This window comes from Roseibium limicola (genome assembly GCF_017313085.1).
GTDB classification, from domain to species: domain Bacteria; phylum Pseudomonadota; class Alphaproteobacteria; order Rhizobiales; family Stappiaceae; genus Roseibium; species Roseibium limicola.
In genome coordinates this window covers 362027-376916 of sequence record NZ_JAFLNF010000005.1, presented here as the reverse complement: position 1 = coordinate 376916, position 14890 = coordinate 362027, and the positions used below count along the sequence as shown (strand labels likewise).

11 protein-coding genes are annotated in these 14890 nt (G+C 60.4%); 5 read left to right on the top strand and 6 right to left on the bottom strand.

Annotated elements, in window-relative coordinates; translation table 11 throughout:
• The coding region (locus J0X15_RS13735) for a hypothetical protein (protein ID WP_206941844.1) at nucleotides 1-191 on the top strand (191 nt) is incomplete at its 5' end.
• Nucleotides 192-208: 17 nt separating this feature from the next.
• Here J0X15_RS13735 and J0X15_RS13730 read toward each other — a convergent pair.
• A complete protein-coding gene (locus tag J0X15_RS13730; protein WP_206941756.1) occupies nucleotides 209-2254 on the bottom strand; it encodes a L,D-transpeptidase family protein in 2046 nt (681 codons plus the stop codon).
• Between the two features lie 566 nt (nucleotides 2255-2820).
• Nucleotides 2821-3363: a single-stranded DNA-binding protein gene (locus J0X15_RS13725; protein WP_206941754.1), complete on the bottom strand. Its 543-nt coding sequence runs from the start codon at nucleotides 3361-3363 to the stop codon at nucleotides 2821-2823.
• 711 nt (nucleotides 3364-4074) lie between these two features.
• Between J0X15_RS13725 and uvrA the strand changes: the two genes are divergently transcribed.
• The 3 genes from uvrA (at nucleotide 4075) to J0X15_RS13710 (ending at nucleotide 8898) form a co-directional block, all read left to right on the top strand.
• Entirely contained in the window at nucleotides 4075-7041 is a 2967-nt protein-coding gene (gene uvrA / locus J0X15_RS13720) for an excinuclease ABC subunit UvrA (RefSeq protein WP_206941752.1), read from the top strand.
• Between the two features lie 232 nt (nucleotides 7042-7273).
• The gene (locus J0X15_RS13715; protein ID WP_206941743.1) at nucleotides 7274-7423 is read left to right on the top strand and encodes a DUF1127 domain-containing protein; all 150 of its coding nucleotides are present in this window, start codon (nucleotides 7274-7276) and stop codon (nucleotides 7421-7423) included.
• 1325 nt (nucleotides 7424-8748) lie between these two features.
• Nucleotides 8749-8898 carry a DUF1127 domain-containing protein gene (locus J0X15_RS13710; RefSeq protein WP_206941741.1) on the top strand — a complete coding sequence of 50 codons (150 nt, stop codon included), beginning with the start codon at nucleotides 8749-8751 and terminating at the stop codon, nucleotides 8896-8898.
• Between the two features lie 241 nt (nucleotides 8899-9139).
• Here the strand turns inward: J0X15_RS13710 and J0X15_RS13705 are convergent, their stop codons facing one another.
• Nucleotides 9140-9856: a hypothetical protein gene (locus tag J0X15_RS13705; RefSeq protein ID WP_209015331.1), complete on the bottom strand. Its 717-nt coding sequence runs from the start codon at nucleotides 9854-9856 to the stop codon at nucleotides 9140-9142.
• 252 nt (nucleotides 9857-10108) lie between these two features.
• Here J0X15_RS13705 and trmFO point away from each other — a divergent pair, with 252 nt between their 5' ends.
• On the top strand, nucleotides 10109-11536 hold the full coding sequence (gene trmFO, locus J0X15_RS13700) for a methylenetetrahydrofolate--tRNA-(uracil(54)-C(5))-methyltransferase (FADH(2)-oxidizing) TrmFO (RefSeq protein WP_206941739.1): 1428 nt from the start codon (nucleotides 10109-10111) through the stop codon (nucleotides 11534-11536).
• A gap of 972 nt (nucleotides 11537-12508) precedes the next feature.
• Here the strand turns inward: trmFO and J0X15_RS13695 are convergent.
• The 3 genes from J0X15_RS13695 to secF form a co-directional block, all read right to left on the bottom strand.
• Nucleotides 12509-13360 (bottom strand): phytoene/squalene synthase family protein, encoded by an 852-nt coding sequence (locus J0X15_RS13695; RefSeq protein WP_206941737.1) that lies wholly within the window; start codon nucleotides 13358-13360, stop codon nucleotides 12509-12511.
• A gap of 33 nt (nucleotides 13361-13393) precedes the next feature.
• The gene (locus J0X15_RS13690; protein ID WP_206941735.1) at nucleotides 13394-13798 is read right to left on the bottom strand and encodes an Mth938-like domain-containing protein; all 405 of its coding nucleotides are present in this window, start codon (nucleotides 13796-13798) and stop codon (nucleotides 13394-13396) included.
• Nucleotides 13799-13927: 129 nt separating this feature from the next.
• Nucleotides 13928-14890 carry a protein translocase subunit SecF gene (gene secF / locus J0X15_RS20215; RefSeq protein ID WP_206941733.1) on the bottom strand — a complete coding sequence of 321 codons (963 nt, stop codon included), beginning with the start codon at nucleotides 14888-14890 and terminating at the stop codon, nucleotides 13928-13930.

The window sequence follows — 14890 nt, the reverse complement described above, 5'->3', positions numbered from 1 at the left end:
ATCACCGCGTCGATCTTGCGCAACAAGTGATCTCTGGGGACAAGCTGATCGAGCGTCACAATCTCGAGCGCTGTCTGGGAAGGGCCGGGCTGCTTCAACATCAAAACAGTGAATCAAAAAAAAACCGGCAAACGCCAGAGGTTTGTCAGCAGTCTGAGGCCGCCCGGGTGGGCGGCCTTGATGTGGTTTGACAGCGATTGCGGACGGATCAGCCGCGGACGTCGTCAGTCGCCTTGATGGCTTCCGACAGTTTCAGATCACGGTCGTAAACGTCGTTGAAGAAGTCGACCTTGCCGTTGTCATCCGGCCATGCGGTGAAATAGGACACGTAAACCGGGATATTGCCGGCAACCTTGTCCTGATGGTTCTGCCCCTGGGCAACCTGACCGGAGACATACTCCCGGCTCTTGCCAAGAACAGCAGCTGCCATGGCGCGCGGATCCTGCAGACGGACACACCCGTGGCTGAGGGCGCGGGCATCGCGCTTGAACAGCGACTTGGACGGCGTATCGTGCATGTAGATGTGGTGCTTGTTGGGGAACAGGATCTTCAGCTCGCCAAGCGCATTTTGCGGACCAGGATACTGCCGTACGTTGATCGACTGCTTCTTGGAAGCCACCGCATACCAGTCAACCGAGGCCGACGAAACCTTGCGACCGCCGACAGTGGAGACTTCATATCCGGCGCGGTCGAGATAGCTCGGGTCGTTGGCCAGCTTGGGCAGCATTTCATTGACGATGATCGAATAGGGAACGCCCCAGTAGGGATTGTATTCCACCACTTCGATGGTGTCGTAAAAGAAGTTGGTCTGATTGGACTTCTTGCCAACAACCACCCGCATGGAGAGCGGCGTGGTGCCCGGCTCGTAATAGGTGGCGGTAAAGGCCGGCTGGTTGATGAAGACCCGGCGATCGCCGAGCGCCTCCGGCAGCCAGCGCAGGCGTTCCATGGCCAGTTCGACCTTGGAAATCTTGGCCGCATTGGTCTCGCCGACCATGGCGCGGATGGTGTTCTTGCCAATCACGCCATCGGCGGAAAGGCTGTTTTCCTTCTGGAAGCCTTTGACCAGAGCCACCAGCTCGGGCGTATAAAGTTCATCCCCCTGATAGGCGAGGATCGCGTCCGCGTGCTTGTCCAGCAGCTCCGGCGAGCCATCCTTGCGCACAGCGGCCAGAATATTCTTCAGCTCCGGGCTCGACATGCCGGGCCTGAGGAAGGTGTTCGGGGCGATGACGATCTGATCTTCTGCGGCATCCTGTGCCCGCAAGCGCGCCAGTTCGGCGGCCAAGGCCTGGAACTGGGCGTTGTCAGGCTGGTGTGACACCAGCTGGGCCAGCACGTTGTCCGCCCCCGCCAGGCCGTTCAGCGCAGCGACCAGGTCAATTTCGTGACGCGGCAGATCGTGGTAGCCGGAGATCCGGTCCGCAGCAACGCGGCCACGCTCGGCATCCAGCACATAGGTCAGGACAGCGGCGCTGAGTGACATTTCAAAGGTCATCAGGGCGTTGGCCCTGGCAGCGTCATCCAATCCGACGAGAAGCGGTTTCTCGACCTGATAATCCTGCGGATCGAGGCCATAGGCGTCAGCCTGGGCCAGACCGCCCATCACCGCATCAGCACGGGAATTGACCGCGCCCTCGTCGATCCAGACGAAGTTCGGATGCTCGCGGTAGAAACCGATGAGGCCTTCACCGACTTCCTTCAGGGCGCGGATCTGCACGCCCTCCAGAGCAGAGCGTGCCTTGTCGAACTCAGACAGCTGAACCGTCACCGGATCGACGGACGGCGCCTGATTGACGGCAGGGGCTGCGCCATCCGCCGCAGCGGAAGGATCCTCGGCGGAAGTGGGGGCAGAATTCGCGGTCGCGTCGGAGATCACCGTCTCGTCAACAGCCGGCTTGTCGATTGCTGCGGTCGTCAGCTTGGACAGGCTGGAAAGATCAATGGCCACCGGACGGTCCGGCTTGTAGGTGAAATATTTCGGTGCGGAGACATGTACGGTGCGCACTTTTTCGCGCAGTTTTGTGGTCTCTTGCTCTCTCAGCTGCTTTTCGCGCAGGCGATTTCCGTCCGGGTTGAACAGGCGCTGGAGAAAGCCCTGGGCATTTGCAGTGTCAGGCATTGCTGTGACGACCGGCAGAGCCAGACTGAGCGCAAGCACGCTGCAGGCCAGGCGCCGGGTCACGTATCGGGCTGAGGGACCACCTGAAAACGGGGTATCCAAATGCGGGAAACCCTTGGGAAGACGTACCATCTTGTCGAACCTGCTTGTCATAATATGTTGTCTATGCGCCCCAAATGTGCGCCGCTTTGCCGGACCATCTGACTTCAAAACGTCTGAAAGCCGAGATCCGTTGCAGCAGAAATTCACCTAGCCCTGGGGCCGATGATACCGTTGATCCGATGCCGACACCAGATGGCTCAACACAACTTCACCAGCAACGCAGCCAGAGCCCCCCAGAGCCAGCCCGCGCCAAGACCTCGGCAGACCATTTGCTCTCCTGATTCGCCCCCGGCTCACAAGCAGAAGCTTCAGAAAAGCCAGCAAATCTGCCGCAAGGTTGTATTGAAGCGACACCTTTGAAGCGTGAGCAGGATCATCGGCGATCCGTCCCAGCGTTTGGTTAACCGACGGAAAGGCCACTCTCACAATCGTGTGACATTGTCTCGCCTGATGCTCTACAGGGTTCTGAAAACGCTAAAGGCCGCCAGCAGGCACTGTGACAACGCAAAGGAATGGCTGAAAATTTCAGTAAAAAGGCCGGGGATGGCATCCCTCCCCGGCCTGTTCATTCTCCATCAAACTGTATCAGCTGTGACCTAGAACGGAATTTCGTCGTCCATCGGGCCTGCGCCGCCGCCGCCGAAGCCGCCACCAGCACCGCCGCCACCGGATCCGCCACCAAAGCCACCAGAACCGCCTGCCCCGCCGTAACCACCACCACCACCGGACCCGCCGCCGAAGTCACCGCCGGCCCCGCCGCCACTTTCGCCGCCAGCACCGCCTTCGCCGCGACCATCCAGCATGGTCAGCGTGGAGTTGAAGCCCTGCAGAACGATCTCGGTGGAATAACGGTCCTGGCCGGACTGATCCTGCCACTTGCGGGTCTGCAGCTGACCTTCAAGATAAACCTTGGAGCCCTTGCGCAGATAGCTTTCGGCGACCTTGCAGAGGCCTTCGTTGAAGATCACCACCCGGTGCCATTCGGTCCGCTCGCGGCGCTCGCCTGACCCGCGGTCGCGCCAGGTTTCCGAGGTGGCGATGCGCAGATTGGCGATCGGGCGCCCGTCCTGCGTGCGGCGAATTTCCGGATCCGCACCGAGGTTGCCCACCAGAATAACCTTGTTGACGCTGCCCGCCATGCCCAAAACTCCTGTTTTTCGATCTACTTTCGCTGCAAGGGCCTTATTTCCCCGCCTCACCCCTGCCTGCCTCCGCCTACCGCGAAACGACCGGGACGACCCGGACAGCAAGACCCCGCCGCATTCGCAGCCAGATCGTTGTCCTTGCCTGTCTTGCCCGCGAGCCTACAGCCTGACGCAAGCTTATGCCGTGCCTTTTTGGTGACGGACGGCAAATTTCCACAAGGCTCTGGCTTTCATAAGGCTCCGGGCATCGGATCACCAGCGGGACAGTCCCGCCATGAAATCGGAAACGCAGAAGCTTTTGCCTTGCCATTGCACTAATGTTCACTTTATGTTCCATAGAAAATCATGTGTCAACAGCCTCCGCTGCCAGTGACATGCATGGCGACATGCGAGCTGAAGGGTGACGGAGAGAGCAGGAGAAGCCCCCGGTGCAAGCGCAAGATTTCAGAGCCCATGAGGCCTTCCTGAAGTTCGTTCCGCACCAGATGAGAAATATTTCCGCTCTCATGTCAGGGCAAAAGCTGGCAGTGGAGGCGGAAATTGCTATATGCGATCAAGATCAATTCGCGCAAGACGCACGCATGCAGACCTGAAATTCCGGCAGCCACCGATGTGCCAGGCCCTTCCGCCTGCACCGCGCCGCCCAAGCGACCACGCAGGCAGAAGGCAGCCCGGCTGTCTTCTTGCTGCCAAGGATGAGACCGAATGACCAAGGATACCGCCCGCACCTCAGGTGCCGCGCTCACGCGCCCAGATGCCACCAAGGTCCTCAGCGTGCGGGGTGCGCGTGAGCATAACCTGAAGAATGTGGATATCGATCTTCCGCGCAACAGCCTGATCGTCATGACCGGTCTGTCGGGGTCGGGCAAATCCTCTCTCGCCTTCGACACGATCTACGCCGAAGGCCAGCGCCGCTATGTGGAGAGCCTGTCCTCCTACGCTCGCCAGTTTCTCGACATGATGCAGAAGCCGGACGTCGACCAGATCGATGGCCTGTCGCCCGCCATTTCCATCGAGCAGAAAACCACCTCGAAGAACCCGCGCTCCACCGTCGGCACGGTGACCGAGATCTACGATTACATGCGTCTGCTGTTTGCTCGCGTCGGGGTTCCGCATTCGCCGGCCACCGGCCTGCCGATCGAGAGCCAGACGATCTCCCAGATGGTCGACCGGATCCTGGAGCAGGAAGAAGGCACCCGGCTCTACCTGATGGCGCCGATCGTACGTGGCCGCAAGGGCGAGTACCGCAAGGAACTGGCCGAGCTGATGAAGAAGGGTTTTCAGCGGGTCAAGATCAATGGCGAGTTCCATGAAATTGCCGAAGCACCGGCGCTGGACAAGAAGTACAAGCACGACATTGACGTGGTCGTGGACAGAATAGTCGTGCGCGATGATATCGCGGGACGTCTGGCGGATTCCCTCGAGACCGCACTGGGGCTGGCTGACGGCATTGCTGTTGCCGAACTGGCCGACAAGCCGCTGCCGGACGCCCGTGACGGCGCCGTTCTGCAGAACCGCAACGAAACTCACGAACGGCTGGTGTTCTCGGAAAAATTCGCCTGCCCGGTGTCCGGATTCACCATTCCGGAAATCGAGCCGCGGCTGTTTTCATTCAACAATCCCTTCGGCGCCTGCCCAACCTGTGACGGACTGGGCAGCACCCTGGCCTTCGAGGCGGATCTCGTCGTGCCCGACACGTCCTTGTCGTTGCGCGAAGGCGCCATTCTGCCGTGGGCGAAGACCGGCTCGACCTCACCTTATTACGCGCAGACGCTGGAAGCACTCGCCGACCACCTCGACATTTCCATGGCAGCTCCCTGGAAGGATCTGCCGGTTGAGGCGCATCAGGCCATTCTGCATGGCACCGGCAAGGAGAAGGTCACCTTCACCTATGACGATGGCGCGCGCAGCTACAAGAGCGAGAAGCCCTTCGAAGGTATCATCGGCAACATCGAACGGCGCTGGCGCGAAACGGAAAGCAACTGGGTACGCGAGGAGCTCTCGCGCTATCAGGCCAACCACCCCTGCCCGGCCTGCAACGGTTTTCGCCTGAAGCCGGAAGCCCTGGCGGTGAAGATCAAGGGGCTGCACATCGGTGAAGTCACCGGTTTCGCCATCCGCGACGCGGGTCAGTGGTTCGAGACGATTGACGACGGCTTCACTGCAAAGCAACGCGAGATCGCGGAGCGAATCCTAAAGGAAATCCGCGAGCGCCTGCGGTTTCTGAATGATGTTGGCCTGGAATATCTTTCCATGTCGCGCGCATCCGGCACCTTGTCGGGCGGCGAAAGCCAGCGCATTCGTCTTGCCTCGCAGATCGGATCGGGCCTCACCGGCGTGCTCTATGTGCTCGACGAGCCATCCATCGGACTGCACCAGCGCGACAACGCCCGGCTTCTCGACACGTTGAAGCATCTGCGTGACCTCGGCAACACCGTCATTGTTGTCGAGCATGACGAAGACGCCGTTCTTTCCGCCGATCATGTGGTGGATGTGGGGCCCGGTGCCGGCATCCACGGCGGCCAGATCATCGCCAGCGGCACGCCAGCGGAAGTAATGGCGCATCCAAACTCGCTGACGGGACAATATCTGACCGGCGCCTTGCAGATCCCCAGCCCGCCAGAGCGCCGCAAGATCAAGAAGACCCGCAAGGTCACGGTCAAGGGTGCGCGCGGCAACAATCTGAAGAACATCGATGTGGATGTGCCCCTCGGCACGTTCACCTGCATCAGCGGCGTTTCCGGCGGCGGCAAGTCGACCTTCATGATCGATACCCTGTTCAAGGCCGCAGCCCGAAAGCTGAACGGTGCGCGCGCCACACCGGCGCCGCATGACAGGATCGAAGGGCTGGAACACCTGGACAAGGTGATCGACATCGACCAGTCGCCGATCGGGCGGACGCCGCGCTCCAATCCGGCCACCTATACGGGCGCCTTCACCTATATTCGCGACTGGTACTCCGGCCTGCCGGAATCGAAAGTCCGCGGTTACGCTCCGGGCCGCTTTTCCTTCAACGTCAAAGGGGGCCGCTGCGAAGCCTGTCAGGGCGACGGCGTCATCAAGATCGAGATGCACTTCCTGCCCGACGTCTACGTCGCTTGTGATGTCTGCAAGGGCAAGCGCTACAACCGGGAAACCCTGGAAGTCTTGTTCAAGGGCAAGTCCATCGCCGACGTGCTGGACATGACAGTGGAAGAAGCCGCCGGATTCTTTTCTGCCGTTCCCTCGATTCGCGACAAGATGGAAACCCTGGCCCGCGTTGGTCTTGGCTACATCAAGGTCGGCCAACAGGCAACGACACTGTCGGGCGGGGAAGCGCAACGGGTGAAGCTTGCCAAGGAGCTGGCACGCCGCTCAACCGGGCGGACGCTCTATATTCTGGATGAACCGACCACCGGCCTGCATTTCCACGATGTTGCGAAGCTGCTGGAGGTGCTGCATGAGTTGGTGGACCAGGGCAACTCGGTGCTGGTGATCGAGCACAATCTGGAAGTCATCAAGACGGCGGATTGGGTCATCGACTTCGGACCAGAGGGCGGCGACGGCGGCGGATCGATTGTTGCCACCGGGCGTCCAGAGGACATCGCCGAGGTCGAATCCAGCTACACAGGGCAGTTTCTGGCGGAGCTTTTGTCGCGCAGACCCATGCGCAAGACCGACGCAGCAGAATAATTGTGCAATGCAACGGAGAGGGTTTTCGTTGAATTCCCCTCCGCTTTCATCAGATTCCGCAGCGTCCGACTGACTTTTCATTCCTCGAAAATGGTGCGTTGCGTTATACGCATGACTGACATGCGGAATTCGCGCTTCTATTATTTCGAACGCCAAATTATATAGTTCTCAACACAGCGATGACGCGGCGCAATAAACAAATGCTGCAGCGCGTCACAGAAGGATTGAGACAATGATTGGCAACGTAGCACGCAAGTACAGCAACTGGGTTCAGTACCGTCGCACGGTAGATGAGCTCTCCCGTCTGTCGCAGCGTGAACTGAGCGATCTGGGCATCAACCGTGGCGACATCCGCTCGGTGGCCCGTCAGGCTCTGGTCTAATCACTAGAAATCGCGTCCCCACGAGCTACCTCCTCCCAGGCTCCAGGGACGTGCGACACGGCGAAGCATCCTCCTCCCAGCTTCGCCTAAGTCAAAAGGTCGCCTGTCACACCCTCCTCCCAGTGACAGGCGACATTTGAAATTCAGATCGCGTCCTCAGGAGCTACCTCCTCCCAGGCTCCAGGGGCGTGCGACACGGTGAGACACCCTCCTCCCAGTCTCACCATCGTCAAAAGAGTCGCCTGCTACTACCTCCTCCCAGTGGCAGGCGACATTTTGAAATTCGGATCGCGTCCTCAGGAGCTACCTCCTCCCAGGCTCCAGGGACGTGCGGCAAGGTGAGACACCTCCTCCCAGTCTCACCATCGTCAAAAACGTCGCCTGCCACTACCTCCTCCCAGTGGCAGGCGTTCGTTTTTTCAGAGCCCGGTTTTGACCCGCTCCGACAAGCCCCGAACACATCCAGCTTCCAGTTCTCCTTCCTCCGGCCGTCTTCGCCTTCCGGATTTTTGTGTTTTCTGTAGCTGAAGAAGATCACTGCCTTCACGCGGCATCCATGCCGTTCCCTCGCCGCCTCGACAGCCCCGCGTCTGCCGAAGCGCAACGGCGTGGCTCCTCGGGACAAGCCCGAGGATGACGGAGAGGTGTTTGGGGGCCGGGATTTCTGGGACTGGCGTCAGATTTCTGACCGTTCGATTCCCAGATCTTCGACGCGCGACCCATCTCCCCGCGTCATGCCATGGCTCGACCATGGCATCCATGCCGTTCCCTTGCCGCCTCGACAGCCCCGCGTTTGCCGAAGCGCAACGGCGTGGATCCTCGGGTCAAGCCCGAGGATGACGGAGAGGTGATTGGGAGCCGGGATTTCTGGGACTGGCGTCAGATTTCTGACCGTTCGCTTCTCAGTTCTTCGACGCGCGACCCATCTCCCCGCGTCATGCCGTGGCTCGACCATGGCATCCATGCCGTTCCCTTGCCGCCCTCGACAGTCCCGCGTCTGCCGAAGCGCAACGGCCTGGATCCTCGGGACAAGCCCGAGGAGGACGGAGAGGTGTTGGGGAGTGGTGTTGGGGTGACCGCCCCCGGGACAATTGACCATCAATTGTGCACCGCAATGTCCTCAATTCGGATTCATCGGACCGTTTCGCTCTTATTGGCTGTTTTGTGTGCGCAAGGCCTGCATTTTATGCAGAGCTGCACTGCAAAAAGCCCTCTTTTAAATCACCGGCCACGGGCCTATTTCAGGTCTATCGAATTTGGCGCTGCCGGCGCGGTTAAGCCCCCCGCAACGCCACAGACACACACACTTTTGGAAAGACAAGATCATGCTCGACACATTCGTGCGCAAGTACCAGACCTGGAAGCGTTACCGGACGACTTACGATGAGCTGTCCCAGCTTTCGAACCGCGAACTGCAGGACCTCGGCATCAACCGTGGCGAACTTTCCTACTTCGCGCGTTCCGCAACCCGCTAAGGCGGCTTGACTTCAGGACCACGGCGGATCCGCTGCCGCGTCCTCACCTGATCCTCTGAGGCAATCAGAGGAAAACAAGACACTCCGGGTCGCAGCAAACGCCCAGGTGTCTTCGGGAAGTACCCGCACCCTCCCACGGGGATCTTCCCATCCGCTTTAAGCGGAACCCTTAAAACGCCTGCCGGCTCCTCCCCCGGCGGGCGTTTTGTTGTTTGAGGCTCATTTTCAAGATAAATTCAGTTCAGGATGACACGGGCTTGCTCGCCATCCACTCTGTCAGAGGCTGAACGACAGGCGGCTTGCCGTTGGATTCAGGCCAGGAATCAATCGCGAAGACTTTTTTGCTCTCGACCTCGCGAATCGTTGCCGTGGCATGGGGATAGCGACCATCGAGGAAGAAGCCACGCGCGACAGGTGACGACACCTTGTGGTGTTTCAGATAGCCGTGCTTCTCAGCCACCAGCAGCAGACTGTTGGTGTTGGTTGATTCGTCGAGGCAATCCATTTGCCCACGTTTTCCGGCGTTCTGCATGTCCAGGCCGCCAATGTCATCAGCCGACCCGACCAACGGCGCCACGCGCTTTTCCTGCCAGGCAACCGCCTTGGCGACAGCCTTCCGCTCGGCTTGCGGCGAGCGGCGGCCCTGGGCGAGAATCGCCTTGAGGCGGTTCAAGTCACGCCGGGAGAAATCCACCGGGGTGCGATAGGCACAGCCGAATCCGTGGCAGACATAGACCCGGTTGCCCTTCGGCGCAGAGCGGTTGTCATTGTACCAGGAGAAGGCATCATTGTCGGCTTGGGCGGCACATCCGGCCAGTGTCCCGAGGAGCGCCACAACGGTTGCCATCTTGCCGAGACGGCGGCTGCCTCCGGTTTCAGACCGATGCCGAGAATTCTCAACGCTCAAACGCAATTGCCCCCCGGCCCCTGACAACGTCAGTCCATCTGAGTTACCCATGCAGCCCCCTGAACACATTCAACTTTTCATTTCCACAAGCTGCCAAGCTTCTCTTAACGCGCTGTCGCTGGCAAGCCCTGCCGTGGGCCAGGCCGCACGGACCATTGCGTGTTTTCACCGGACACGGTATCAGAAGCGCCAATGCATGTGCCCGGCGTGACACGGTAATCGACACGACGCGACAAGGCACGCGAGCCCCGCGACCGGACGATTTGTCCAGGGCGCCGCACCCAAACCCCGGACTGGACCAACATGACTGAGAAACACTCCCCCATCCATGTGATCGGTGGCGGCCTTGCCGGATCTGAAGCCGCCTGGCAGATCGCCCGTCGTGGTATTCCCGTCGTGCTGCATGAAATGCGCCCGGTGCGCAAGACCGACGCGCACCAGAGCGACGGCCTGGCCGAGCTGGTGTGCTCCAATTCGTTCCGCTCCGACGACAGCGAGAACAACGCAGTCGGCCTGTTGCATCATGAATTGCGACAGGCGGGCTCGCTTATCCTGTCCTGTGGTGATGCCAATCAGGTACCGGCGGGCAGCGCGCTTGCGGTGGACCGGGACGGATTCTCCCAGTCGGTCACAAAGGCGTTGGAAGAACATCCGCTGATCACCATCAACCGCGAAGAGATCGCCGGTCTGCCACCTGCAGACTGGGACAGCGTCATCGTCGCAACCGGGCCTCTGACATCGCCGGCGCTGTCTGCTGCCGTGCTGGAAAAATGTGGTGAGGAAGCGCTGGCCTTCTTCGATGCCATCGCGCCGATCGTGCATTTCGACAGTGTCGACCTGGACAAGGCCTGGTTCCAGTCGCGCTACGACAAGGTCGGCCCCGGCGGCGACGGCAAGGACTATCTCAACTGCCCGATGACCAAGGAGCAGTATGACGCCTTTATCGACGCGCTGATTGCCGGTGACACCACCGACTTCAAGGAGTGGGAAGCCAACACACCCTATTTCGATGGCTGTCTGCCGATTGAAGTGATGGCGGCACGCGGTCGCGAAACCCTGCGCCATGGCCCGATGAAGCCGATGGGACTGACCAACGCCCACCAGCCGGACATCAAGGCCTATGCGGTGGTGCAGCTGCGTCAGGACAACGCGCTTGGCACGCTGTACAACATGGTCGGGTTTCAGACGAAGCTGAAGTACGGCGCCCAGGGCGACATCTTCAAGATGATCCCTGGGCTGGAGAACGCCCAGTTCGCGCGCCTCGGCGGCCTGCACCGCAACACCTTCCTGAACTCTCCGAAAGTGCTGGACGGTACGCTGCGGCTGAAGGCTGAACCGCGCCTGCGGTTTGCCGGCCAGATCACCGGCTGCGAGGGCTATGTGGAATCCGCCAGCGTCGGCTGCATGACCGGCATTTTTGCCGCTCAGGAACGTCTCGGTCAGCCGATCACGGTGCCACCGGCGACCACTGCCATGGGCGCGCTGATCGGCCATATCACCGGCGGTCACATCAGCCGTGAGAACGAAGGCGGCGCACGGTCGTTCCAGCCGATGAATGTCAACTTCGGCCTGTTCCCCGACGTGGAGACGCCGAAGGTCGATGCCGAGGGCAATCGCATCAAGGGCAAGGACAAGACTCGCGCCAAGAAGCAGGCCTTCACCAGCCGCGCCAAGGCAGATTTCGCAGGCTGGATCACCGATCTGCAGCCCCAGGACATCGCAGCGGAGTAATTCCGTCGGCGCCAACATCAACTGAACCGAGCTGCTTTCAGCGTCATCCCATGGGCCGACCATGGGATCCATTCCGATCCCGCGCCCCACGGTCAGCCCCTCGGTGTCCCGAGGCGTCACGGCATGGATTACCGGGTCAAGCCCGGTAATGACGGAAGGGGGAGAGGTCCGTCAGCGGGAACCACACCTCCGTCATCCTCGGCCTTGTGCCGAGGATCCAGTCCTTCCCCATCGGCCAGACGGCAACCCAGCAGCGCTGCAAAAGTCTGGATCCCCGCCTGCGCGGGGATGACGGGCATTGAGGTCCTCTCTCCACGTCCCACAACCGGCATCATCCCATAGCTTGACCAATGGGATCCATGCCGATCCCGCGCCCCACGGCCAGCCCTTCGTTGACCCGAGACGTCACGGCATGGATTACCGGATCAAGTCCGGTAATGACGCGGAGGGAGGGGAGATGCCGCGGGAGATACACCTCCGTCATCCTCGGCCTTGTGCCGAGGATCCAGTCCTTCCCCATTGTCCTGACGGCAACCGACCAGCGCCGCAAAAGTCTGGATCCCCGCCTGCGCGGGGATGACGGGCGTTGAGGTCCTCTCTCCACGTCCCACAACCGCCGTCATCCCATGGCGCGACCATGGGATCCATGCCGCACCCGTGCTCCACGGTCAGCCCCTCGGTGTCCCGAGGCGTCACGGCATGGATTGCCGGATCACGTCCGGCAATGACGGGGAGAGAGGGAGAGGCCGCGAGAGACACACTGCCGTCATCCTCGGCCTTGTGCCGAGGATCCAGTCCTTCCCCATTGTCCTGACGACAACCGACCAGCGCCGCAAAAGTCTGGATCCCCGCCTGCGCGAGGATGACGGGCGTTGAGGTCCTCTCTCCACGTCCCACAACCGGCATGGATTACCGGGTCAAGCCCGGTAATGACGCGGAGGGTGAGAGGTCCGTCAGCGGGAAAAAGTAGCATCAAATCCCGGCGCCGGGTTTACGGCTGGCGCGCCAGAGCGTCCATTGGCGATGCAGCCGGGAGAGCTCAATAGGGGTCTGCAGCGGATCGTGGCCGGGCTTTTCCATGCGCTTGAGGAAAGGCTCAACCAGGGCCACCGGCAGGAAGGCGGGCTTCAACCGGGTGGGCAGATCGCTTGCGCCTTCCCGCACCCGCTTGAGATGATGGCGCGTGTGTTCGCGCAACTCAGTCAGGGCCGCCGCCAGTTGGGGCGTCGTCTCACCCTTGAAGACAGGTGCCGTATCGACGCCATGACGCTCAAGAAGATCTTTTGGCAGGAACATCTGGCCGCGTGCCGCGTGCCAGGGCAATGCCCGCATCAAGCCGCACAAGCCATAGGCAACGCCGGCGTGACCGGCGATTTCAGCGGTGTCCGGCTCATCGCCGTTGTTCAGCACCAGACAGGCAAGCTGAATGAGCGCGGAGGCGGTCTCCCCGCAATAGCCTTCCAGATCATTCAGGCTCGGCATCGGATCATTGTAGAGATCGAACACCCTTGCATCGACCATCGCCGTCAGCGCGAACCTGGGAAGTTTGTAGGTCGCAGCCGTCTGCAGCAGCGCATTGGCCACCGGATTGGCCTGAACTTCGCCATGCTCCGTTCCCTCCAGAAGATCGCGCCACCATTGCAGACGCACCTCACCAGGCAAAGGCTCGGAGACAAGCTCGCGAATGCGTCCGATTTCCAGATTGAAGGCATAGAGCGCCATCAGCCCGGCGCGTGGCTCTTCCCTGGCGAAAAGACTTGCGAGAAACCGGTCGCGATCACTGGCGTAGACCAGATCGGCGGCATGGGTAAAATCAGAACTCATGACAGTGCATATGGGGCAAATGGGCCAAAGTTTCTAGCGCTCATAGTCAACCGCCAGCAAGGCCGTGGCGACTGCCCGCTCCTCGGCCAGCATGACGTTGAAGGTGCGGATGGCAGCCCCTGTCGACATGCTGTCGGAAATGATACCCACCTCGCGGAACGCGGCTTTCAGCTCAGCCGGGATGGGACGAAGATCAACCCCGGTGCCGATCAACAGCACTTCGATGTCAGAAAACTCTTCCAGAACCTTTTCAAACGCCGCCAGGGACAAATCCGCATAGGTTTTCGGCTCCCAGCCATAGACACCTGACGGCACACACAAGATCGAGCCCTGGTGAGACATGCCAGCAAAGCGAAACCCGCCATTGCCATAGGCGTCCACTGGTGTGCGGCTGGGAAAATGTGCGTCGCGGATCTGAACCATCGGCGTCTCGGTCATCCTCGGATCAAGGGCTGAGACAAGTGCCCCAGGCAGGGCAGCACTGTCTCTTGATATGGCATGGGGCCAGAGCGGCGCATTACCCCTCCGACCCCATGAAGATTTTAGCAGCGTCAACGACACAAGTCGTCAGGCGGTGGCGCCTTTCGGCGATTTGCCGTTTTCCTTGTCGTCTTCGTCACTGTCAGCGGATTTTCCGTCGCCGCGCAGATTGAAGAGGATCAGGAAAGGTGCTGCCAGGAAGATTGACGAATAGGTACCGATCACCACACCGAAGATCATCGCCAGGGTGAACGACCGGATCACCTCGCCGCCGAAGATCCACAGCGCGATCAGTGCCAGAAGGGTCGTCAAGGAGGTGAGTGTCGTGCGCGACAGGGTCTCGTTGATCGACAGATCGAGCAGATCCGTCAAAGACATCTTCTTGTATTTGCGCAAGTTCTCACGGATGCGGTCATAGACCACCACCGTATCATTGAGCGAATAGCCGATGATCGTCAGCACCGCCGCGATGGAAGACAGCGAGAAGTCGAGCTGCAGGATGACGAAGAGACCAATCGTCACGATCACATCATTGGCGGTGGTCAGGATGGCGCCGAGGGCAAACTGCCACTCGAAGCGGATCCAGATGTAGATCAGGATCGCCAGAAGCGAAGCAGCCACCGCAATGGAGCCGGCACGTGCCAGTTCCTGCGAAACGCTGGGGCCGACCACTTCCACACGCCGGAAGTCGACGTTCTGCTCGGCGAACAGATCCCGCACGTTGGCGACAACAGCCTGCTGGGCGAGTTCACCACCCGGCTGCTCTTCCACCCGCACCAGAACCTCATCGGCATTGCCGAACTGCTGGACCTGGATATCGCCCAGATTGAGCTCTCCCATCGACGAGCGGATACCGGCGATGTCTGCCGGACCGTCGGTCTTCATCTCGATGATTGTCCCACCCTTGAAGTCGATCCCGAGGTTCAGCCCGATGGTCGCAAACAGGGAAATGGAGATGATCGCCACAAGGATGGACAGCGGAAAGCTGAACTTGCGGAACCACATGAAGCGGTACTTGGTGTTATCCGGAACAAGTCGGAGCAATGCCAT